The 23,081-nt window shown below is 42.4% G+C and carries 21 protein-coding genes, 3 tRNA genes, 1 pseudogene and 1 other annotated feature; of the genes and pseudogenes, 22 read left to right on the top strand and 3 right to left on the bottom strand.

All coding sequences use genetic code 11. The features are described from left to right. The first annotated feature begins 1 nt into the window (after nt 1). The 4 genes from AC1TO8_RS06155 (at nt 2) to AC1TO8_RS06170 (ending at nt 5,903) form a co-directional block, all read left to right on the top strand. Complete coding sequence (locus AC1TO8_RS06155) at nt 2–784, top strand: YlmH family RNA-binding protein (RefSeq protein WP_482054727.1); 783 nt, start codon at nt 2–4, stop codon at nt 782–784. Between the two features lie 115 nt (nt 785–899). Continuing rightward, nucleotides 900–1,385 (top strand): DivIVA domain-containing protein, encoded by a 486-nt coding sequence (locus AC1TO8_RS06160; RefSeq protein ID WP_482054728.1) that lies wholly within the window; start codon nt 900–902, stop codon nt 1,383–1,385. An 80-nt stretch (nt 1,386–1,465) separates the two neighbouring features. Continuing rightward, nucleotides 1,466–1,734, top strand: a binding site (T-box leader). Between the two features lie 615 nt (nt 1,735–2,349). Beyond that, on the top strand, nt 2,350–5,439 hold the full coding sequence (gene ileS / locus AC1TO8_RS06165; protein WP_482054729.1) for an isoleucine--tRNA ligase: 3,090 nt from the start codon (nt 2,350–2,352) through the stop codon (nt 5,437–5,439). 140 nt (nt 5,440–5,579) lie between these two features. Next, nucleotides 5,580–5,903: a DUF5665 domain-containing protein gene (locus AC1TO8_RS06170; RefSeq protein WP_482054730.1), complete on the top strand. Its 324-nt coding sequence runs from the start codon at nt 5,580–5,582 to the stop codon at nt 5,901–5,903. A gap of 16 nt (nt 5,904–5,919) precedes the next feature. Here the strand turns inward: AC1TO8_RS06170 and AC1TO8_RS06175 are convergent, their stop codons facing one another. Beyond that, nucleotides 5,920–6,648, bottom strand: a complete 729-nt coding sequence (locus tag AC1TO8_RS06175; RefSeq protein WP_482054731.1) for a TraR/DksA C4-type zinc finger protein — start codon at nt 6,646–6,648, stop codon at nt 5,920–5,922. 225 nt (nt 6,649–6,873) lie between these two features. Between AC1TO8_RS06175 and lspA the strand changes: the two genes are divergently transcribed. The 13 genes and pseudogenes from lspA to AC1TO8_RS06240 form a co-directional block, all read left to right on the top strand. Continuing rightward, the gene (lspA, locus tag AC1TO8_RS06180) at nt 6,874–7,365 is read left to right on the top strand and encodes a signal peptidase II (RefSeq protein ID WP_482055231.1); all 492 of its coding nucleotides are present in this window, start codon (nt 6,874–6,876) and stop codon (nt 7,363–7,365) included. After that, nucleotides 7,362–8,321 (top strand): RluA family pseudouridine synthase, encoded by a 960-nt coding sequence (locus AC1TO8_RS06185; protein WP_482054732.1) that lies wholly within the window; start codon nt 7,362–7,364, stop codon nt 8,319–8,321. Before lspA ends, AC1TO8_RS06185 begins: the two co-directional genes overlap by 4 nt. Nucleotides 8,322–8,658: 337 nt before the next feature. Then, nucleotides 8,659–9,255: a bifunctional pyr operon transcriptional regulator/uracil phosphoribosyltransferase PyrR gene (pyrR, locus tag AC1TO8_RS06190; protein ID WP_482055232.1), complete on the top strand. Its 597-nt coding sequence runs from the start codon at nt 8,659–8,661 to the stop codon at nt 9,253–9,255. Next, complete coding sequence (locus tag AC1TO8_RS06195; protein ID WP_482054733.1) at nt 9,239–10,150, top strand: aspartate carbamoyltransferase catalytic subunit; 912 nt, start codon at nt 9,239–9,241, stop codon at nt 10,148–10,150. Before pyrR ends, AC1TO8_RS06195 begins: the two co-directional genes overlap by 17 nt. Before the next feature lie 103 nt (nt 10,151–10,253). Then, nucleotides 10,254–11,543 carry a dihydroorotase gene (locus AC1TO8_RS06200; RefSeq protein WP_482054734.1) on the top strand — a complete coding sequence of 430 codons (1,290 nt, stop codon included), beginning with the start codon at nt 10,254–10,256 and terminating at the stop codon, nt 11,541–11,543. 91 nt (nt 11,544–11,634) lie between these two features. Further along, nucleotides 11,635–12,765, top strand: coding sequence for a glutamine-hydrolyzing carbamoyl-phosphate synthase small subunit (gene carA, locus AC1TO8_RS06205; RefSeq protein WP_482054735.1), 1,131 nt, complete (start codon nt 11,635–11,637; stop codon nt 12,763–12,765). A gap of 1 nt (nt 12,766) precedes the next feature. After that, nucleotides 12,767–15,988, top strand: coding sequence for a carbamoyl-phosphate synthase large subunit (carB, locus tag AC1TO8_RS06210; protein ID WP_482054736.1), 3,222 nt, complete (start codon nt 12,767–12,769; stop codon nt 15,986–15,988). 13 nt (nt 15,989–16,001) lie between these two features. Continuing rightward, entirely contained in the window at nt 16,002–16,739 is a 738-nt protein-coding gene (gene pyrF, locus AC1TO8_RS06215) for an orotidine-5'-phosphate decarboxylase (RefSeq protein ID WP_482054737.1), read from the top strand. A 23-nt stretch (nt 16,740–16,762) separates the two neighbouring features. Further along, nucleotides 16,763–17,377, top strand: coding sequence for an orotate phosphoribosyltransferase (gene pyrE / locus AC1TO8_RS06220; protein WP_482055233.1), 615 nt, complete (start codon nt 16,763–16,765; stop codon nt 17,375–17,377). A gap of 805 nt (nt 17,378–18,182) precedes the next feature. Beyond that, nucleotides 18,183–18,347, top strand: a complete 165-nt coding sequence (locus AC1TO8_RS06225; RefSeq protein WP_482054738.1) for a hypothetical protein — start codon at nt 18,183–18,185, stop codon at nt 18,345–18,347. Between the two features lie 72 nt (nt 18,348–18,419). Next, a tRNA-Met gene (locus AC1TO8_RS06230) sits at nt 18,420–18,496 on the top strand. A gap of 40 nt (nt 18,497–18,536) precedes the next feature. Further along, nucleotides 18,537–18,610, top strand: a tRNA-Ile gene (locus AC1TO8_RS06235). 85 nt (nt 18,611–18,695) lie between these two features. Further along, a pseudogene (locus AC1TO8_RS06240) lies at nt 18,696–19,187 on the top strand (SulP family inorganic anion transporter); the annotation flags it as partial. 16 nt (nt 19,188–19,203) lie between these two features. Here AC1TO8_RS06240 and AC1TO8_RS06245 read toward each other — a convergent pair. Then, nucleotides 19,204–19,965: a VCBS repeat-containing protein gene (locus AC1TO8_RS06245; RefSeq protein WP_482054739.1), complete on the bottom strand. Its 762-nt coding sequence runs from the start codon at nt 19,963–19,965 to the stop codon at nt 19,204–19,206. Nucleotides 19,966–20,197: 232 nt separating this feature from the next. On the opposite strand from AC1TO8_RS06245, the gene AC1TO8_RS06250 reads away from it, so the two are divergent. The 4 genes from AC1TO8_RS06250 to AC1TO8_RS06265 all read left to right on the top strand — a co-directional run bounded on the left by AC1TO8_RS06250 (nt 20,198) and on the right by AC1TO8_RS06265 (nt 21,943). Then, nucleotides 20,198–20,283, top strand: a tRNA-Leu gene (locus tag AC1TO8_RS06250). Between the two features lie 95 nt (nt 20,284–20,378). After that, complete coding sequence (locus AC1TO8_RS06255; RefSeq protein ID WP_482055234.1) at nt 20,379–21,047, top strand: uracil-DNA glycosylase; 669 nt, start codon at nt 20,379–20,381, stop codon at nt 21,045–21,047. Nucleotides 21,048–21,129: 82 nt separating this feature from the next. Beyond that, nucleotides 21,130–21,276: a hypothetical protein gene (locus AC1TO8_RS06260; protein WP_482054740.1), complete on the top strand. Its 147-nt coding sequence runs from the start codon at nt 21,130–21,132 to the stop codon at nt 21,274–21,276. A 271-nt stretch (nt 21,277–21,547) separates the two neighbouring features. Next, a complete protein-coding gene (locus tag AC1TO8_RS06265) occupies nt 21,548–21,943 on the top strand; it encodes a NucA/NucB deoxyribonuclease domain-containing protein (protein WP_482055235.1) in 396 nt (131 codons plus the stop codon). A 108-nt stretch (nt 21,944–22,051) separates the two neighbouring features. Here the strand turns inward: AC1TO8_RS06265 and AC1TO8_RS06270 are convergent, their stop codons facing one another. Then, complete coding sequence (locus AC1TO8_RS06270) at nt 22,052–22,537, bottom strand: DinB family protein (RefSeq protein ID WP_482054741.1); 486 nt, start codon at nt 22,535–22,537, stop codon at nt 22,052–22,054. Between the two features lie 48 nt (nt 22,538–22,585). On the opposite strand from AC1TO8_RS06270, the gene AC1TO8_RS06275 reads away from it, so the two are divergent. Next, nucleotides 22,586–22,855: a hypothetical protein gene (locus AC1TO8_RS06275; protein ID WP_482054742.1), complete on the top strand. Its 270-nt coding sequence runs from the start codon at nt 22,586–22,588 to the stop codon at nt 22,853–22,855. Nucleotides 22,856–23,081: the final 226 nt, after the last annotated feature.

Here is a 23,081-nt window from a genome sequence, read left to right on the forward strand (position 1 = left end):
TATGGTGAAAGAAATATTAGATCATTTCCACCAAGACGAGAGAGAGTTTGTGGACAGAGCATGGGAATGGGTAGTGAACGCTGGTGAATATCATGAGCTGAAGCTTACGGATTTCTTAGATCCAAGGCAAGCTTTCATCCTGCAAACGTTAGTTAATCGGCATCCTGACGTACATATGCGCTTAGATGGTGGTTACGATGGAGCTGAAAGATGCCGTGCAATCATTGCGCCTGATTATCGTAATCTGGAAGATGAAGGTATGGGTTTAGTTGTGCTTAGTATTTATTCTGGGGATCAGAAGTTTCTAGAACTTGATCATGGTGATTACATGGGTGCTATTTTAAATTTAGGTATTAAGCGGAGTAAGATTGGTGATATTCATGTTTTGGATGACGGATGTCACTCTATTGTTGGAGAGGATATCGCATCCTATCTTCATATGCAGCTTAATCAAGTACATCGTATTCATGTGCAGAGTGAGATTCTGCCGCTAGAGGCACTGCGGACAAGCCAGGTCTCGCTTGATACCCTGGACCTTACGGTGGCTTCCTTGCGTCTCGATGGGATCGCTTCAGATGTATACCGATTAAGTCGCAGCAAAATTCTAGTCCCGATCAAAGCCGGAAGATGTCGCGTGAGCTGGAAGGTAGTGGAAGACCCATCCTTTGCATTGAAAGAGGGCGATGTAGTTTCTTTGCAAGGTTTTGGACGGTTCAAGGTGCTAGAGGCTGGCGGATTGACGAAAAAGGGACGGTATCGAGTGAGAATCGGAAAGTTTGTGTGAATACTTTGCAGGAAGTAGGAACTTCTTGTCGAATTGAGTTATCCAAGACAATATTTAAGAGAATAGTATATTTCACTCTAATTTGAATGCCGAAATTTTCAGGAGGTGCACATCCATGTCGTTAACACCATTGGATATACATAACAAAGAATTTGGCCGCCGTATCCGCGGTTATGATGAAGATGAAGTTAATGAATTTCTGGATCAAGTGATTAAGGATTACGAGAGTGTTATTCGGGAGAATAAGGAACTACACAATCAAATGTTCACACTACAGGAGAGATTAGATCATTTCGTTAATATTGAAGATTCTCTTTCTAAGACAATCATTGTTGCACAAGAAGCTGCAGATGATGTGAAGAGCAATGCGAAGAAGGAATCTCAATTGATTCTTAAGGAAGCAGAGAAGAATGCGGATCGAATCATAAATGAGGCATTATCTAAATCACGTAAAATTGCGATGGAGATTGAAGAGTTGAAGAAGCAGGCTTCCATTTACCGCACTCGCTTCCGGACACTTGTTGAAGCTCAGCTGGAGCTGCTAAGTATGGATGGTTGGGATACATTAGAGAGTCGTGATGAAATTAGGGAAGCGTTATAGGCTCTTATCGGTTTGACTTTTTTCTTGAAAAAAGCTATAAATAGAGTCATGATCTAATTTAATTAATCGAATTCGTTTATAAAGATTTGATGATGGGATAAGTACCTTGAGGAACTGTTCAGCAGAGAGTTGGCGAGCGCTGAAAGCCAATGTTCAGACCTTATGTGGAAGATCCTCCCGGAGAAGTGAAGCTGAAATGTCTCTGACATGTGTAAGCTGAATCGGACTGCCGAACGTTATATCGGCTCCATGCTGTTAAGTTCAGCAAGGACTTGAGGTGTCGCTTATCGAGAGTTTTTTTGATGAGCGAAATTAGGGTGGTAACGCGAGCTGAAGTCTCGTCCCTTTGGGGATGGGGCTTTTTTTGTCGTGTTGATGATCCCCCTAAGTCCCCCTTAATAAGGGGGATTCCAAGGGCTCTGCCCTCTGGACACCCGAAAGTTTGGTGGAGGGAGTTAGTAGGCGGAGGGAAGTTACGGTAGAGGTGGGAACGGTTCTTCCTCGACTCCCCTCCGGGATCATCTTCGGCCACCTTCCATACGAAGGGTGCCTGGCCGCTTCGCGTATCATGCACTCACTGTCGAATGAGAGACGGCGAGCGCTACTGAGTTAGTTGAGGGTGGTGAAAGTCCCGACCTCGACTTCCCTTCGGGAACGTCTACGGGGTCCTTTCACTACAGCGGAGACGGTTGCTATGGTGCAGGTCAACAGACGAATGAGGGGCGGCGAGCGTTTCTAAGTTAGTTGAGGGTGGTGAAAGTCCCGACCTCGACTCCTCTTCGGGAACGTCTACGGGGTCCTTTCACTACAGCGGAGAAGTTGTTATGGTGTAGGTCAACAGACGATGTAGGAATCACGACGAAATTTTGGGTGTCCAGAGGGCTAGCCCTTGGAATCCCCCTTACAAAGGGGGACTTAGGGGGATGGCATCCGCGAACACTATTATTGAAAGGAATGAGCATTCATGGAAAGAGTCGATGTCAAAGAAAAGGCACGCGCTAGAGAACAACGTATTTTGCAGAAATGGAATGATGAAGGAACGTTTCGTAAGTCTATAGATCGCCGTGAAGGTAAACCGAATTTTGTATTTTATGAGGGGCCACCGACAGCGAACGGGAAGCCGCATATTGGGCATGTTCTAGGGCGGGTTATTAAGGATTTCGTCGGTCGTTACCAGACGATGAAAGGGTATCGTGTCGTACGTAAGGCAGGTTGGGATACGCATGGTCTGCCAGTAGAGTTAGGCGTGCAGAAGCAACTTGGAATTACGCATAAGCACGAGATCGAAGAGTATGGCGTAGAAGCTTTTATTAAGAAGTGTAAGGAAAGTGTGTTTGTCTATGAGGAACAATGGCGTGAACTGACAGAAGCGATTGGCTACTGGACAGATCTCGATGATCCATATATTACGTTGGACAACAAATATATCGAGAGTGTATGGAATATATTAGCGACTGTGCATGACAAAGGCTTATTATATCGCGGTCATCGGGTCAGCCCGTATTGTCCGGATTGCCAGACGTCACTCAGTTCGCATGAGGTTGCGCAAGGATATAAGGATATTAAAGATCTGAGTGCTACGGCTAAGTTCAAGCTACATGATAGTGGTGAATATGTTCTAGCTTGGACGACTACACCTTGGACATTACCTGCACACGTAGCTCTTGCTGTGAATCCGGATATGGAATATGCACGTGTGAAGCAGGAAGATGGCATTTATATCGTTGCTAAGAAATTAGTGGAGGATGTCATGCATGGTGATCACGAGGTGATCGGCACTCTGAAAGGTTCGGAGTTAGTTGGCAAGACGTATGATCCACCATTTAAGTATACTCAATTAGAGAAAGCGAATGTCATCTTGGGTGCGAAGTTTGTAACAGATGCTAGCGGTACAGGTATCGTTCATTTAGCGCCAGCTCACGGTGAAGATGACTATAGAGTATGTAAAGAGAATGACATTAGTTTTGTGAATGTTGTGAATCTGCAAGGTTGTTATGTGGATGAAGTGACGGATTTGGCAGGACGATTTGTGAAAGACTGTGATGTGGATATTATTAAAATGCTCTCTGAACGGGGCTTGCTGTACAGTAAAGAGAAGTATGAGCATAGTTATCCGTTCTGCTGGCGCTGCGATACTCCGTTACTTTACTATGCAATGGATAGTTGGTTCATTAAGACAACGGCGATTAAGGATCAATTGATTGCTAACAACAATGAGGTTGACTGGTATCCAGGTCATGTACGTGAAGGGCGTTTCGGTAAATTTCTAGAGGATCTGGTGGATTGGAATATTAGCCGTGATCGTTATTGGGGTACGCCGCTGAACATCTGGATCTGTGATGAAACGGGCGAACTGTTCGCACCTCATAGTATTGCGGACCTCAGAGCTCGAGCTATTGGAGATGTTCCCGAAGATTTAGAGTTACACAAGCCGTATGTGGATGAAGTGAAAGTTCGCAGTTCATGTGGTAAATACATCATGAGTCGTACACCAGAAGTGATCGATGTGTGGTTTGATAGTGGCTCCATGCCGTTTGCACAGCAACATTATCCTTTTGAGAATCAAGAAACGTTCGAGCAACAGTATCCTGCAGATATGATCTGTGAAGGGATTGATCAGACACGTGGATGGTTCTATAGTCTTCTGGCTGTATCTACGCTTCTGACAGGGAAAGCTCCGTACAAAGCGGTTATGGCGACAGGACATGTGCTGGATGAACAAGGACAGAAGATGTCTAAGTCCAAAGGGAATGTTATTGATCCATGGGAAATCATTGAAGAGTATGGTACGGATGCATTCCGTTGGGCGCTACTATCTGATAGTGCACCTTGGAACAGCAAACGGTTCTCTAAAGGAATTGTTGGGGAAGCGAAGTCCAAGTTGGTGGATACACTCGTCAATACGCATGCGTTCTTAACCTTATATGCGAGCATTGATGGTTATAAACCGTCTGAACATCCGTTCCAACCATCCAATCACAAGCTTGACCGTTGGATATTGTCGCGTTTGAATAGTCTGATCAAGACAGTGGACAAAGGATTAGCTGTGAATGATTTCTTGAATGCGTCAAAAGCTATTGAGGCGTTCGTTGATGAGCTTAGTAACTGGTATATCCGTCGTTCACGTGATCGGTTCTGGGGAAGTGGGCTGACCGAAGACAAGTTGGATGCTTACCGTACATTGACAAAAGTCATGATCACGACGGCAAAGCTGATTGCACCGTTCACACCTATGCTAGCTGAAGACATATACCTTAACCTTAGCGGTGGAGAGAGTGTCCATCTTGATGATTATCCACAAGCGAACGAAGCTCTAATTGATGAGGCACTAGAACGCGATATGGAGACAGCACGTCGTATTGTGGAACTTGCGCGTAACGTACGTAATGAGACGGGTCTTAAGACACGTCAGCCGTTGTCCGAATTAATTGTATCAATTGATCGTGGGTTTGATCTTCCGGGATACGAGGATATTATCAAAGAAGAGATTAATGTGAAAGCAATCATTACAGAGACCGATGATAGTGGATTTGTTGATCTCACATTTAAGCTTAATTTGAAAATTGGCGGTAAAAAATACGGTAAAAACGTAGGGTTCTTGCAAAACCACTTCAAAGGAATGTCTTCAGAAGAGACGCGTAAAGTTGTAGAAAGTGGCATTCTTCATGTTACTTCACCTGAAGGTGAAGAGTTTCAAATTACTCTAGATGAATTGTTGATTGATAAACAGGCTAAATCTGGTTTTTCTTCCGCTTCAGGGTATGGGATTACAGTTGCTTTGAATACGGAAATTACTCCTGAGTTAGTACAAGAAGGTTGGGTTCGCGAGGTGATTCGAGCAGTTCAAGATTACCGCAAGAAGCTTGATCTACCGATTGAGAAGCGTGTTGTCTTGACACTAGATGTCGATGATGAGCTGAAAGAAGCGATTACAGCATTCGATCATGTATTACGAGAAAATGTATTAGTAAATGAATTGTTGTTCGGTTCAAAAGAATCGATGGAACAAGTTGAGCTCGCTGGAAAGCCAGTTGGTATCTATATTGCAGATTAATACAATGTCTTTTGGGACATAATAGACGCAATTAAAGAACAACGAGCCTTAAGACCCAAGAGTCGGGAAGAACTATTCCCGAACGGGCTTAAGGCTCGTTTCTTCTTGCCAATGAGGGGTTTTCAAAAGGAGTCGAAGAAATGGTGGAAGAAAACGAAGAATCTTCTTTGAAGCAAGATCGCTCAGAAGATACCTATAATTTGATGATGAAGATGGCAAACCAGTTGGAGAAGTCACGTATTGCACAATACACGGAACTATTACATCGACCATGGCGTTTAATTTGGCTTAATATATTGTCAGGTACTGCGCGTGGTGTAGGAATTGCTATTGGTTTTACTTTTTTTGCAGCGACTATTATTTATTTCCTACAAGCGCTCGGAGCTTTGAACTTACCGATTATTGGGGATTATATTGCAGATATTGTACGCATCGTGCAACGGCAATTAGAATTGAATTATTAATTAGTGCTCCATGATTTCAGTTATCATCTTGTTCGATAAATGAATCAATACCTTCTCCAGTCTCCATATATTTGAGATAATGACGATTGCGAATAATGCCTATGGGATAACCTTCAATATCTGCTGCTATAAAGCTTTCTAGGGACTCAACGCAGCCTTCTATTTCGTCGTCTGCTTCAATAGCCATTTCATTATAACTTTCGATCTGATTGTCTTCTGCCATGGCAGGAGAATTGGATGTACCCCATTGTTCTACTATTTGCCAAGCATCTTCTCCATCGAACCCGTTCTGATCGTCACGTTCATCTAAGCTTGTTCGACCAAATGGAGGCATAAGGAGCTGTTCTTCTATAGGGCGATCATCCGAAACATGTTGCCGTGGGGAATGCTCCTTACAATATTGTGTTGCTGGAACAGCAAGGAGACGATCATAAGGAATAGCTTGATGACAAACATTGCAGACTCCATACGTACCTTCATTCATCAGAGTTAGAGCAGACTCAACTCGCTCCAACTGTAAATCATCATGTTCCAGAAGGGAGATATCCATACTGCGGTAATAAAGTTCTGTTGCTACGTCAGCTGGATGGTTGTCAATACTGGACAGTTCACCGGTCTGATAACGCAAGGAATCTTCAAGCCCATAATGTTCGTTCTCCTTAGTGCGATGAGTAATATCGTCTTTTTCAAGTTCTAACATTTGTCGTAAATGATTTAGTTCTGTTGATGTAAGTGAATTTGTCATGGTGGCTCCTTTCTAAACTGTTGGGAGAAGGCTAGGTTACTCTCTTGCTATATAGTGTGCGCAATTGTGTTATTTTACGTAAGGGAAATGTTCTCGCCATTGGTCCTTTATGGACGGCTTTAGACCGCCTGTGCTACAATGAACAGGTCTGTAATTCGTAGTTATTACCATACACTGATGATTAGTGCGAGTGGTGGTAACCATAAGATTGGAGTGACTTGTTCTATGGTATATTACATAATCGCGGTGGTTGCTTTTCTGGTGGATCAAGGAACGAAATATTTGATTGCAAGTCGAATGGAATTGAATGAACAGATACCTGTCATTGGGAACTTTTTTCTGATAACATCGCATCGTAATCGTGGTGCGGCATTTGGGATTCTTGAGGATCAGCGATGGTTCTTTATCGTCATTACGACTGTAGTGGTTATTGCGATCATCTGGTATTTACAAAAAGTGATGAAAACGAGCAATAAATTGTTGCCACTGGCACTTGGCTTAGTACTAGGTGGAGCATTAGGCAATTTTATTGACCGTGTCATAGCAGGTGAAGTGGTGGATTTCTTGCAGTTCAACTTCGGAAGCTATACTTTTCCGATTTTTAATGTTGCAGATTCCTGTATTGTTGTTGGTGTGGGATTGATTATCCTGGACTCCTTCCTTGATATGAGAAGACAACCATCCAATCCGAATATGGAAGGAAATGAAGAAGCGTGAATGACAGCAAGAAATACGAAGATGAGTTGTTTAATTCGGAATCAGATATTCGAGAATTTATAGTTGAAGAGGGCTCTGCTAAAGAGCGAATTGATAAATATATTACCGAGATGTGGGGAGAAGAGATCTCTCGTTCTCAGGTCCAAATATGGATAACGGGTGAAGACGTTAAGGTGAATGGAAGTACGGTAAAAGCCAACTATAAGCTTTCCCAAGGGGATCGAATAGAGGTTATTGTTCCTGAACCAATAACGGTGGAGATTATAGCCCAAGATATTCCTCTGGAAGTTGCTTACGAGGATCAAGATCTTATCGTCGTGAATAAGCCAAGAGGGATGGTGGTGCATCCAGCACCAGGGCATTCCTCAGGAACGCTAGTGAATGCTTTAATGTACCATTGTAAAGATTTATCAGGGATTAATGGTGAATTACGTCCGGGTATCGTACATCGTATTGATAAAGATACTTCAGGACTGATTATGGCCGCGAAAAACGATAAGTCGCATGCTTCGCTTGCAGGACAGTTGAAGGAGCATACGGTGACTCGGCGCTATATGGCACTTGTTCATGGTAGTGTTGCTCATGATCAAGGAACGGTGGATGCTCCCATTGGACGTGATCCGATGGATCGCAAGATGTATACGGTTAAGGAGAACAACAGTAAGAATGCCGTGACACATTTCACAGTGAAGGAACGTCTAGGTGATTACACATTACTTGAACTTAAGTTGGAGACAGGGCGAACACATCAAATCCGTGTTCATATGAAGTTTATTGGACATCCGTTAGTTGGTGACCCTATCTATGGTCGTGGTAAAGGTATCAAATTTGCTGGACAGGCATTACATGCAGCTGTGTTGGGGTTTGTACATCCATCAAGCGGTGAGTATATGGAATTCAATGCCGAAATACCTCCAGACCTACAAGAACTAATTACAAGTCTGCGCAGTCGCTGATTGAGGATGTTCAAAAAGTTCTCTTTTGATAACACAGAAAGCGATATTTAGTTTATTATGTCAGATGATGGCGGTTGACATCATTCCATAGGTCTGTCATAATAATTTTTAGATGAATAGCACCTTTAATTCAGTCCCGTGAGACTGGCAAGGTTACGTGAACCGAGGTTCACCGCAATAACACTCGTATAGTTATATACGAGTCGTTAATGGGCGTCCTCTTATTCAATCCGATGGATGTCGATTGAATAACGAAGTAAACTCCTTGCCTTTGGGCAAGGAGTTTTTTGTATGTCACGGGAGAGTTGAAGAAATTCCTGTAGAGGAGCAATAAATGATGGTTAAAGAAGTTCGTGTCATTATGGATGAAACAGCTATACGGCGGGCCTTAACGAGAATTGCACATGAAATTATAGAGAAAAATAAAGGGATTGAGAATTGTATTCTTATCGGAATTCGAACACGAGGGGTTTATATCGCACAAAGAATCGCTGACCGAATTCAGGAAATTGAAGGAACGCCCATCCATTGTGGCGAGTTGGATGTGACAGCCTACCGGGATGATCGATTAGAAGAGCTTGCCCCAGTTCAGCAAGATGGTGATCCTGCTGTGAATCTATTGAAGAAGAGCTTGGGTAATGTAAGCATACAAGATAAAACAATTATATTGTTCGATGATGTCCTTTATACGGGACGGACCATTCGTGCAGCGATGGACGCTTTAATGGATTGCGGGCGTCCGCGGATGATCCAATTGGCGGTGTTGGCAGATCGTGGGCATCGCGAACTACCTATACGACCGGATTATATTGGTAAGAACGTTCCCACTTCTAATAAGGAAGAAATTGAAGTGACATTGTCAGAGATTGACGATAAAGATCAGGTTATGATTTTGCAGAACAGAGAGGAGCCGGAGCATGATGATCGCAACTAACCTGAAGGACCACAGTTTGCTTGGGCTAAAGGATATCAGTCGAAATGAAATCGAGTCGATATTGGATAGAGCAGCGTACTGGGAAGCACAACAAGAGAAGGTTGTACCTATCTTAAGCTCACACTTTGTTGCTAATATGTTTTTTGAGAATAGTACAAGAACAAGGTTTTCATTTGAAATGGCTGAGAAACGTCTCGGGGCACAGGTTCTGAACTTTACAGCAGCAGCTTCTAGTGTAGAAAAGGGCGAATCGATCTATGATACAGTACGGACGCTCGAATCAATGGGGGTCGACGTAGGAGTCATTCGTTTGAAACCAGATGGTGTTCTCCAGAATTTAGCACAGACAGTTAAAGTTCCATTGATCAATGCGGGAGACGGAAACAATGAACACCCAACTCAAGCGTTGCTTGATTTATACACGATGCGCAAGAAATTTGGTGAGCTAAAAGGGTTGAAAGTATCCATAATCGGTGATATACGACACAGTCGTGTTGCACGTTCGAATCTATGGGCGTTACAGAAATTTGGAGCGAAGGTTAACTTCTGCGCGCCTGACAGTATGGTTGCACAAGAGTTAGAACAGCATGCACCTTATGTAACGATGGACGAAGCGATGGACTCTGATGTAGTGATGATGTTGAGAGTGCAGTTGGAGCGTCATGCTACAGGGTTGTTAAAGTCGTCGGAAGAATACAGAGAACGGTATGGACTGACGGAAGCAAGAGCAGCGAAGCTATCTGAGAATACAATTATTATGCATCCAGCACCAGTGAATCGTAATGTTGAGATTGATGATGCTGTTGTGGAAAGTTCCCAGTCGATGATATTCCCTCAAATGAGCAATGGCGTTCCGATTAGAATGGCAGTTATAGAGCGAGCATTAAGACATTAGGCTAAAAGATATCATTTCATCAGTTAATAAATATACACAAACATGAATTTTTATTATACAATAGATTGAAGCCAAAGTGCGCAATCAAGAAGCGGAGGTAGTCATGTTAACCATTATTGCAAATGCGAGTGTTCTTGATAAGCAGGGGAAGTTAGAGAAGCGGCATATTCTATTAGAGGACGGCAAGATTAAGTCTTTAGTAGATGCTCAGGTAGACCTTTCAACTATTCAACAAGAGGCGTCGGAAATTGTCGATGCAGAAGGAAAATTAGTGACTCCAGGTTTTATTGATATGCATGTGCATTTACGTGAGCCAGGTTTCGAACATAAAGAAACAATTGAAAGTGGAAGCCGGTCGGCAGCTAAAGGTGGTTTTACTACGATTGCCTGCATGCCTAACACGCGCCCTATAACGGATAGTCCTGAAGTGATTAACCTGATTCTTGAGAAAGCAAGTCAAGCGGGAATCGTGAAAGTACTACCGTATGCAGCTATTACTAAGAATGAACTCGGACGTGAACTAACGGATTTCGCAGCGCTAAAGGAAGCAGGAGCCATTGGTTTCACTGATGATGGAGTCGGTGTGCAGAATGCACAAATGATGAAGGATGCTATGGTCATCGCGGCAGAGCTTCATATGCCTGTCATTGCTCACTGTGAAGATAACTCGCTAGTCGTTGGAGCGTGTGTTGCAGAAGGTGAGTTCGCGAAGAAACACGGCCTGAAGGGTATTCCGAATGAATCGGAAGCTATCCATGTAGGGCGTGATATTCTGTTGGCAGAGGCTACGGGTGTGCATTATCATGTCTGCCATGTGAGTACAGAGCAATCGGTTCGATTGATTCGCCAAGCAAAAGCAATTGGTATTCATGTGACTGCCGAAGTATGTCCACACCATTTGGTTCTATCGGAAGAAGATATTCCGGGACTTGATGCCAATTGGAAAATGAATCCTCCCCTGCGTTCGAAGCGGGATGTTGAAGCTTGTATCGAAGGTTTACTTGATGGAACACTAGATATGATTGTTACAGATCATGCCCCACATAGTGCTGACGAGAAAGCGAAAGGGATGGAGCTTGCTCCGTTTGGTATCGTCGGGTTCGAGACAGCATTCCCACTTCTGTACACTAAATTTGTAGAGACAGGACTTTGGGATTTGTCCTTCCTTGTACAACGGATGACTGCTGACCCAGCTAAAGTGTTCGGTCTGAATTCGGGACAACTTGAAGCTGGAAGACCAGCTGATCTAACGATGATTGACCTAGAATCTGAGAAGAGTGTTGATCCGGAACAATTTCTATCTAAAGGTCGGAATACGCCATTCACAGGCTGGAAGCTAAAAGGTTGGCCAGTTAAAACTTGGGTTGATGGAAGATTAGTCTGGTCGGAATAAGGTTTACGAAAGTAACTGGTACACAACATGAATGGATAAGAGCAGGCTAAATATAGAGTACAAGAGTAAATGACAGAGGGAGTGGAAGGAAATGCAGGCAAGATTATTATTAGAGAACGGGACATTGTTTACGGGATTGGCATTTGGTGCGGAGGGTGAATCAACAGGTGAAGTTGTATTTAACACAGGAATTACAGGATATCAAGAGGTATTGTCTGATCCGTCCTACTGTGGTCAGATTGTAACGATGACTCAACCATTAATGGGTAACTACGGGATTACACGCGATGATTTCGAGTCCTATGTACCGTTTATTCACGGATTTGTTGTTCGCCGTCATGAACCAGTTCCAAGTAACTGGCGTGCGGAGTATAGTCTTGATGAGCTTCTGAAGGAACATGGCATTGTAGGGATTAGTGAGATTGACACACGTATGTTGACTCGAATGATTCGTAGCCATGGTACGATGAAAGGGATTCTAACGACATCAGCAGCATCAGTAGAAGAGTTGCAAGAGCGTTTAACGGGTAGTGAAATTCTGAGAGATCAGGTGGCACGTACCTCAACGAATAATATTTATACGAACCCAGGATCGAAGGAACGGATCGTACTTGTAGACTTTGGATCGAAAAATGGAATATTGCGCGAGCTTAATGAACGTAATTGTGATGTTGTTATTGTTCCTCATGACACCACTGCAGAGCAAATTCGTCATATGCGTCCTGATGGAATTCTGTTATCTAATGGCCCTGGGGATCCGAAGGATGTTCCAGAAGCTATTCGCACAGTGTCAGAGTTGATTGGTGAATATCCGATCTTCGGAATTTGTCTTGGGCATCAATTATTCGCTTTAGCTAGTGGCGCGGATACGGAGAAATTAAAGTTTGGACATCGTGGAGGTAACCATCCTGTGAAGGATCTAGCGACGAATCGTTGTTATATCACATCACAGAATCATGGATATGCTGTAACGGAAAGTTCCATTCAAGGTACGGAATTAGAAGTTACCCATATTAACAATAATGATAAAACAGTTGAAGGTCTGAAGCATCGTGTACATCCGGCATTTTCTGTTCAATATCATCCGGAGGCGGCACCTGGTCCACAAGAAAGTAACTACTTATTCGATGAATTTCTACAAATGATCGCGGATCATAAAGTTAACCATCCCGTTAGATCACGTCAAGCTGAAATATCCGCAAGTGCGAGAGGAGCTCAATAAGATGCCTAAAAATAATGAACTAAAGAAAATACTCGTTATCGGATCAGGTCCGATCGTTATCGGTCAAGCAGCTGAATTTGACTATGCTGGTACGCAAGCATGTCAGGCTTTGAAAGAAGAAGGTATTGAGGTCATACTCATTAACAGCAATCCGGCAACCATTATGACAGACACGAATATGGCGGATAAAGTATATATTGAACCGATTACGTTGGAGTTCGTTACACAAATTATTCGCCAGGAACGTCCAGATGGTTTGCTACCAACATTGGGTGGTCAGACGGGTCTGAACATGGCAGTAGAACTTGCACGTGCGGGTGTTCTTGAGCAAGAGAATGTGAAGCTACTTGGGACACAACTTAGTTCCATTGAAAAAGCGGAAGATCGCGATTTGTTCAGAGAATTAATGCGTGAGCTTGAACAGCCTGTGCCTGAAAGTGCGATTGTTACTACGCTAGAAGGAGCTCTTGATTTCGCAAATGAGATTGGATATCCGTTGATTGTTCGTCCAGCTTATACTCTTGGTGGAACGGGTGGAGGGATTTGCGCAACAGAAGAAGAACTTCGTGAGACGGTTGTTTCCGGAATTCGTTATAGCCCGATTGGACAATGTCTAGTTGAGAAGAGTATTGCAGGAATGAAGGAAATTGAGTATGAGGTTATGCGTGATGCGAACGATAACTGTATTGTTGTGTGTAACATGGAGAACTTCGATCCTGTTGGCGTACATACAGGTGACAGCATCGTAGTCGCTCCAAGCCAAACATTATCAGACCGTGAGTATCAAATGCTTAGAACGGCTTCTGTAAAAATTATCCGTGCACTAAATATTGAAGGTGGTTGTAATGTGCAATTTGCACTAGACCCACAAAGTTTTCAATATTATGTTATTGAAGTAAACCCGCGGGTGAGTCGTTCATCAGCACTTGCATCTAAAGCGACAGGTTATCCTATTGCCAAAATGGCAGCCAAAATTGCTATGGGTTACACCCTAGATGAAATTATTAACCCTGTAACAGGACAAACGTATGCTTGTTTTGAACCAACATTGGATTACATCGTAAGTAAGATTCCACGCTGGCCTTTTGATAAATTCGTTAATGCTAACCGTAAGCTTGGAACTCAAATGAAGGCGACTGGCGAAATTATGGCTATTGGTCGTACCTTTGAAGAGTCTATTCATAAAGCTATTCGTTCGCTAGAGATTGGTGTTCATCGCTTTAATCTCGAAGGGGCAGAACTATTAAGTGAAGAGGTTCTTAACGAACGTCTTGAGAAGCCGGATGACGAGCGTATCTTCCTAATCGCTGAAGCTTTCCGTCGCGGTTATACATTGCAACAAATCCAAGACCTAACGCAAGTGGACTGGTGGTTCCTTGACAAGCTTGAGGGGATTATCAAGTTTGAGGCACGTATCCAAGCAGAAGAAATACTTTCTTATGATACGTTGTATCAAGCTAAAAGACTTGGATTTACGGATAAATCCATTGCTGAAATTCGTAAGCTGAACGTATCAACGAAGAGTAATACGTCTGAAGCAGAAGTTCGTGAATTCAGATTGAGTCATAATCTTCGTCCAGTGTTCAAAATGGTAGATACATGCGCAGCGGAATTTGAGGCTTCTACACCATACTATTACTCTACTTATGAGACTGAGAATGAAGTTATTCAGTCATCTAAGGAGAAGATCCTCGTTCTAGGTTCAGGTCCAATTCGAATCGGACAAGGGATTGAGTTCGACTACTCGACAGTTCATGCTGTGTGGGCGATTCAGAAGGCAGGCTATGAGGCTGTCATCATTAATAACAATCCTGAGACGGTATCTACGGATTTCAATACATCGGATCGACTGTATTTTGAACCGTTATTCTTCGAAGATGTTATGAACGTGATTGAGCAAGAGAAGCCAATCGGAGTTATTGTTCAATTCGGTGGTCAGACGGCTATTAACTTAGCAGCACCATTGAGTGCAGCAGGTGTGAAAATATTGGGTACGAGCTTAGAAAGCATTGATGAAGCCGAAGATCGCAAGAAATTTGAAGCTTTGCTAACTCGTTTGAATGTGGCTCAACCGAATGGAAAAACGGTTATTTCTGTAGATGAAGCAGTTGCAACAGCTGAGAAAATTGGTTACCCTGTGCTAGTTCGTCCTTCTTATGTCTTAGGTGGGCGTGCAATGGAGATTGTCTACTCTGATGAGGAATTGCTGAGTTACATGGAGCATGCCGTGAAGATCAATCCAGAGCATCCTGTACTGATCGATAGCTATATGCTCGGTAAGGAAGTAGAAGTGGATGCCATCTGTGATGGTGAAACGGTAGTCATTCCAGGAATTATGGAGCATATTGAACGCGCTGGTGTTCACTCAGGAGATTCGATTGCTGTCTATCCACCGCAGCATCTGGAAGCTCATCTTCAAGAGAAAATTGTGAATATTACGATCAAAGTAGCGAAGGAACTAAAGACGATCGGTCTGGTAAACATTCAGTTCGTCATCTACCAAGATGAAGTATACGTTATCGAGGTGAACCCACGTTCATCCCGTACTGTTCCATTCTTAAGTAAAGTTACGACGATTCCGATGGCGAACCTTGCTATGCAGGCGATTCTAGGTACGAAGTTGAAAGACTTAGGTTATCAAGAGGGACTATGGCCTGAGAGCAAATATATATCAGTGAAAGTACCTGTGTTCTCTTTTGCCAAACTCCGTAGAGTAGATACTACGCTTGGACCTGAGATGAAATCAACAGGTGAAGTGATGGGTCGCGATCTTCAATATGCTAAGGCATTATACAAAGGCTTGATTGGAGCAGGTATGAAAATACCATCTACAGGCTCTATCATTGTAACTGTAGCTGATAAAGATAAAGATGAAGCGGTAGAGCTTATGACTGGATTTAAGAGATTGGGTTATAAAATATATGCAACAGGCGGCACAGCAGAAGCTCTAAATAACGCGGGACTCGATGTGACTACCGTTCATAAATTGAGTGAAGGAACGCCGAATATCCTTGATCTGATCCGCACAGGTGAAGCTCAATATGTATTTAATACACTCACTAAAGGTAAATTACCGCAGCGTGATGGATTCAGAATTCGTCGTGAAGCTGTAGAGAATGGTGTCGTATGTATGACGTCACTCGATACAGTAAGAGCATTGCTCATCATGTTAGACACCATTAATTTCTCATCTCAAGCTATGCCATCATTTATTGGGCAATAGGAGGCAGAGGGTTATGAATACAGAATATAGAAATATGGCAGGACGTCTGATCGTGGCACTGGATTATCCAGATGCCACACAGGCATCCGCCTTAGTGGATCAATTACAAGGAATACCTTGTTATATGAAGGTCGGGATGCAGCTTTTCTATGCTGCAGGCCCGAACTTTGTGCGCGAATTGAAGGTTAAAGGTTACTCTGTTTTCTTGGATTTGAAAATGCATGACATCCCTAACACCGTTAAGGGTGGTGCTGAGAGCATTACACGGCTTGGTGTGGACATGTTCAATGTTCACGCAGCGGGTGGTACTCAGATGATGCAAGCAGCTTATGAAGGCATGACGAATGCATTAGCAAGTGATGCTTCTTTATCGAAGCCATTGATCATTGCGGTCACACATTTAACAAGTACTAGTCAATTGGTGTTAAATGAACAAATTGGTTTGGAAGGCAACATACAAGACGCTGTTGTAAGATACGCCAAACTTGCTGCTTCAGCCGGACTAAGTGGTGTCGTGGCCTCTGCTCAGGAGGTACCTTCGATTGGTGAAGCATGTGGTAGAGACTTTATCACAGTAACGCCAGGTATCCGTCCAGCAGGAAGTGACATAGGAGATCAATCCAGAGTGTTAACACCTGGGGAAGCGATACGGCAGGGGAGCCACTATATTGTTGTTGGTCGACCTATCACGGCCGCTAACAATCCCCGCGTAGCAGCAGAACTAATTATTGAGGAGATGATGAAGTCGTGAGTAAATTGATTGAAATTCCTGGAATGATCGCAGGGTATTTACTAAAGATTGAAGCAGTAGCTTTAAGCCCGAAACAACCTTTCACATGGACATCAGGCATTAAATCACCGATCTATTGTGATAATCGCTTAACGATGTCATATCCTGAGATTCGTGAATATATTGCGGAATCGTTCGCAGCGGTCATTCGTGAGCAGTACCCCGATGCGGAAGTTATTGCAGGGACAGCTACAGCTGGTATCCCACATGCCGCTTGGGTAGCACAGAAGTTAAATCTTCCGATGGCCTATATTCGAGATAAGGCTAAAGGTCATGGCAAGGAGAATCAGATCGAAGGATTAATCAAGCCGAACCAGAAAGTGGTTGTCATCGAGGATTTGATCTCTACTGGGGGAAGTTCATTGAAGGCCGCCTTAGCTGTTAAGGAAGCAGGAGCACAGCCATTGGCAGTTCTTGCAATATTCAGCTATCAGCTTGACAAAGCTGTTGACGCATTTGCAGAGGCAGGTATTCCACTTCAGAGCTTGTCTAACTACGGAGCATTAATGGATGTCGCTCTTGAGCAAGGGAAGATAGAAGCAGGAGATGTAGCGGCATTGAAGGCTTGGAGAGCAGATCCCTCATCCTTTGGAGTATAAGGAATATTCATTTATATCATTTTTGTGGAACCGGCTGTGCCATCCTTCAATGGGGATGGTGCGGCCGGTTTTTTTGACGTGATAGAAAGTATAATTTTTTGGAAGATCTTTAGGTGTATTCTGCGAGAATTGCGGAAAATTGGGCTTTTTGAGAAATTAAATGTCTTTTGGGCATCTAAAGTGGGGGAAAGAGGAATAGTGGTGGATTTAGAGAACAAATTTGCAACTAACGTGGATGACTACCGCTGGATGTTGGCTGCATGCAGGTAGTCGAAGGTAGACCTATTAACAACCCAATGGAGACATCGTATGTAGTGGCATCATGAAGAGTAGAGTAACCAAGTACATTTTCTAACGGAAATAACAGACTCTATTTTGCCTGAATCGTCACTCTTGGAATTCTAACGGAAATGAGAGATCTTATTTGGTCTTTTCCTTCGGATTTGAGATGTTAATATGCATATAGAGGCCTGTATTTCCGTTAAAATTTCATTGTGATGTTTTTTCGTGGAATAAGGTCTGTGACTTCCGTTAGAAATCCACTGCCGGTGAGTAAGTGCATAAACAACACCTAAATTAGCAGAATAGGCAGGCTTGCAAGAAATAAGTGTTTAAATGGCCGTTAAAGTTGGGGTAATCGCGGAAAAGTGGTGGATTTAGAGGACAAATTTGCAACTAACTGTACGTTCTGCAGTTCAGTAAGGCTATTTTGAATATTGCGAATCGAGTTGTATGTATAGAGAGTAACTAGGTAACAATACCATCGACATCTTATTTTACTCATGATGAGAAGGAGGGAAGAGGTATGCAATGGGTATATTTCGGTAAACTTTATACAAGTAAATTTCAAGCGAGTTGTCTTGCCAAAAGATTAGAGCAGGATGGATGGATTTACGGGTATGATGATCCTTATTCTGTGGAAATATTTCGTTCTCGTAGAGGGCGTTTTGGCGTTCGATTTATTCCTTGAATAAAAAAGGCTTGACGTATAGGGTGTTAATGTTGTATATTAATTCTTGTCGCTATTTGAATAATTCAATGACGCGGGGTGGAGCAGCACGGTAGCTCGTCGGGCTCATAACCCGAAGGTCGCAGGTTCAAATCCTGCCCCCGCAACCAATTAAATTGCCATTATTCATAGTGGATTACATATTATTTAGGGCCTTTAGCTCAGTTGGTTAGAGCGGTCGGCTCATAACCGATTGGTCGGGGGTTCGAGTCCCTCAAGGCCCATTTTATCAGAAATCCTTGCTTTGTAAGGATTTTTTTGTTTGTCTTTTTAGCTATTAATGAACATTGAAATAGGGGAAACTAGACATTGGCATCTATACAATTGAACAACTCTACTTGGTTTGGTAATACTCGAAAAGACGTATTGTCCGGTATTACGGTTGCTTTAGCGCTGATTCAAGAAGCAATCGCATTCTCTATTATTGCAGGTGTGAGCCCGATGGTAGGTCTGTATGCTTCGTTCTGTATGGCTATTGTCATCTCCTTTGTAGGTGGAAGACCTGCGATGATCTCGGCAGCTACGGGAGCTATGGCATTACTTATGGTGACTCTGGTTAAAGAGCACGGGTTTGAGTATCTATTTGCAGCAACGATACTTACAGGTGTCATTCAATATGTTATGGGAAAATTGAAAGTTGGACATTTGGTCAGCTTTGTACCCCATTCGGTCATAAATGGATTCGTAAATGCATTAGCTATTCTTATTTTTATAACCCAACTGACGCAATTCAAAGGACAGAGCTGGGTGATGTATGCATTGGTTGCTCTGACACTTGCCATTATTTATATAGTCCCTCTTTTTGCTGTGTATCAAATCATTTAGGTGCTCCATAGATCGCAAACCACTGATTCTGTAACATCCACCCGTTGTTCTGCCACTTCAAATTATTCTCCACATACCCAAATCGATCAGCATGGTACAGTCCGCTTACGCCTTGGAAAGCCAGTAACTCATAGACCCCATCTCGATCGAAATCAACTGGATATAAACCGCTGAGAGGGTCTACCCACCCCTCAATAGGGGCCTTCAACGTTCCGTTCGGATGATAGATTTCATCTAAATAGGCTTTGCCTCGAGATGTGATGTCTATCGTATATACTAGTTCTGTATTGCTATTAGTCAATTGCAGTCGATAACCATCTAAATAGGTTACTTTGTATTTCCAATAGTCGTTGTACGCTTCGGAGCTGAATATAAGTTGTGTCTTGCCCTGAGTTAGGGTGTACAAATAGTCATACGTTATCGCCCCTGATCCGCCACTATCGATTGTTAGTAATAGATCTGCAATTCCATCCCCAGTGAAGTCTCCCACAAAGAGACGTGGATTATATCCTGAATTCTGATTGGGCTTGATCCGATAACGTCTTGCGGAGGCACCATCCTGAATGATAATAGAAATGTCGGTTATAAATGGACTTGTAGCATCTTGCTTAACCCCTGTGAGCCATATTTGATCGGGGACATGATCTCCGGTTACATCGACAGTGACATGATCTAGAACCATCTCTTTGTGTGTAGTCTGATCTGGCTGTCTTACATCATATTGGGGGACTTCATACATATGTTGCATCATCATATTTGCTCCTCTATATAGGTAATTACCTATAATCTATGATGGGGAGGGTAAAGATGTGATGAGCATCGGCTTGCCCAAAACGAATGTGTTATCTATGATGTGCAAATGATTAATTTTCTCTGTGAAAAAGTTATTTGTGAAATAGGTTGAAATTGTTTGGAATATATCATATAATAAGAAAGTTGAATTTAAGCAGTACCGTTATATAAATCAGCGAATTCATACCTATTATGCCGGGGTGGCGGAATTGGCAGACGCACAGGACTTAAAATCCTGCGGTAGGTGACTACTGTACCGGTTCGATCCCGGTTCTCGGCATCATGATTGAAGATTTAGATGGAAATGAGTCGGCTCCGCGTTTATGGAGTCGGCTTATTTTTTGTAATAATTATGAAGTGAAAGAGGAGATCAGGATGTTCGGTAATGATTGGGATGATCAATTACAAGCTGAAATGCTTAAGCCTTATTTTATAGAGTTGCAGCAAAAGATAACGGATGAATACGCTCATCAAACGATACTACCTCCTAAGGAGTATTTATATGAAGCGCTTAAGCTTACATCATATACTACAACCAAAGCGGTTATTTTAGGCCAGGACCCTTATCATGGTGTTGGACAAGCTCACGGACTAAGTTTCTCTGTCATGCCTGGAGTACGAATTCCACCTTCACTAAGAAATATTTACAAAGAACTAGAAGCCGATCTATCGGTGGATACCCCAAATCACGGATCGCTTGAACGTTGGGCGAAGGAAGGGGTTCTTATGCTGAATACCGTACTCACCGTACAGGAGGGACAACCTGCTTCTCATCAAGGGATCGGCTGGGAGAATTTTACGGATACGATCATACAGAAATTAAACGAACGAGATCATCCTTTGGTATTCATTCTTTGGGGAAGTCATGCACAGAAGAAGACATCGTTAATAGATATGAGTAAACATAAGGTCATTCAAAGTAGTCATCCAAGTCCGTTAGCGGCGTATCGTGGTTTTTTCGGTAGTAAACCTTTTTCTCAGACAAATGCTTTCCTGGAATATGTAGGAGCGGGGCCAATTGACTGGAGTATTCCGAATCTTTAAGTTGTATTCATGGCACGTAGGTAGAATAGTTGAACTCAAATGGGGGGAACTTAGGAGAAAATGATTGTGAGGTGAGACAATAATGCATATTCAAACGGATGAGTACACCATTGCTCCATTAAATGAGAACGATCAAACGTTACAAGCGATTAAACAAACAGAAGCGCTTCTATATGATCTCACAGGTAAAGAAGTTACATTAATTGCTTATGAGAAGCGACAAGAATAGCTTGGAATTCGTTATTGGGTTGGACAATCCGTCATCGTAGCGGCCTCCTACACAAGTTTTTATCAAGCACTAGTTATGGTTTCGAGCCTTCAATTCCGCTTCTATGAGTGGGGTTGAAGGTTTTTTTGGACAATTGCTGTGTTCCCATAGCAACAATTTTAATAATATGGTATATTTCGAAGTCACATAGAAGCTTTTTTACATGAGGGGAGTACATAGCTTGAAGAAAACAAAAAAATCTATTGTTCGTCTTATTTTTGCAGTAGTAGTCATGTTAGGGTTGTATTATTTCGATATTATTGATTTATCCGAGAAGAAAATAGTTGTTGAAGTTACTACAGATGCAGACTATTACTTGGAGTTTCCAATAGATCGTTACCCAGAGACAGGAGCCCATATCAAGGATGCTATACAATCTGGATATCCAGCTATATGCACCATTGACCGAGCGGGAGCAGAGAGTAATCGCGCTGACTCATTAAGGGGAATCCCCACAAAGAAAGGATTCGACCGAGACGAGTGGCCTATGGCCATGTGTAAGGAAGGTGGAGCTGGTGCTGATATTGAATATATATCTCCGAGTGATAACAGAGGTGCGGGTAGTTGGGTAGGCAACCAACTTGAGGGTTATCCGAATGGAAGTCGAGTGGAATTCACATTTCCTTAAGTAATTTTGAAATTTAGGTGTTAAAAATGGTCTTGTATTCACGACGTCGGTTCCCTTAGATAGCTTCTATCTTAGGGGCACCGAGTGTCGAATGGCAAAATATATATTTTAAAATGTTGCTTTTATTGTGGCTAGATATTGTTGTAATGGATTCATATGGTGTTGATCATGCCATATGAAATCTTTAAGATATTGCAGAATGTTAAAGATATTGCCATCTCCATCTATATAATCCTGTTCGATCTCCTCTTCTGACAATGATTCAATTTTCCCAATAATCTTCTTGCGAAAAGATATGGCTTGTTCAATTAATTCATTTGTTGTTATCGTACTCCCGTATGTAATTGCCCTGTTGTTAAAATCATCATAATTCAAGTGTTTAAGAGTTACTTGTTTACCAGATGCAATCTTGTCAATGGCCTCTTCGTAAAAGTACTCATCCCATAACATGATATGACTGATAATGGATCGAATAGTCCACTTTCCTTGTTCAATACTTGAATCCCAAACCTCTTCATTTAATTCCTTCAAATTACTGGTGAATACAATCCATTCTTCGAATGATTTGATTAAATCTTTCATCTCAATTGACATCGTTTAGTCACTCCTTTAAATTAATCTGAAGATTTCATTTTGTATCCTGTGAGTGAATCTAATGATGCTTTACTATTACCTAATGATTTCTGTGGGGATGGTGGCGTATCTGTGCGCGTTCTGCGTATAAGTTCTCCGAGCATGGCATTGTTAGCTTCTAGTAATTCAATCATCATTGCGAATGCTAAAAATAATATACCCGAGACAATGCCACTAATCCACCACGATAAAGCTACTACAAATCGGAATCCGTTATCTATCCCGAAAATGAACCCAAGTATGATACCTCCAACGATTGAAATTAGTCCGAGAATATGAAGTGTTTTTGCCAGTTAGAATTCCTCCAGGATGATTACAAGAATAATGTAATCAACTCTATTTATAATAAGAGTATAGAACATGAGTTCTATTTATTCAAGTGTTTTACTTAAAGTGGATGTAAATAGTTCAATCTCAAATTTAACAATACACTTTGCTAGATTTAATCCTACCATCACATTTCATAGTTAGAATGAACCTTATGATGTTGTCCAATTTCAGATAA

This window comes from Paenibacillus sp. Y859, from assembly GCF_056786405.1.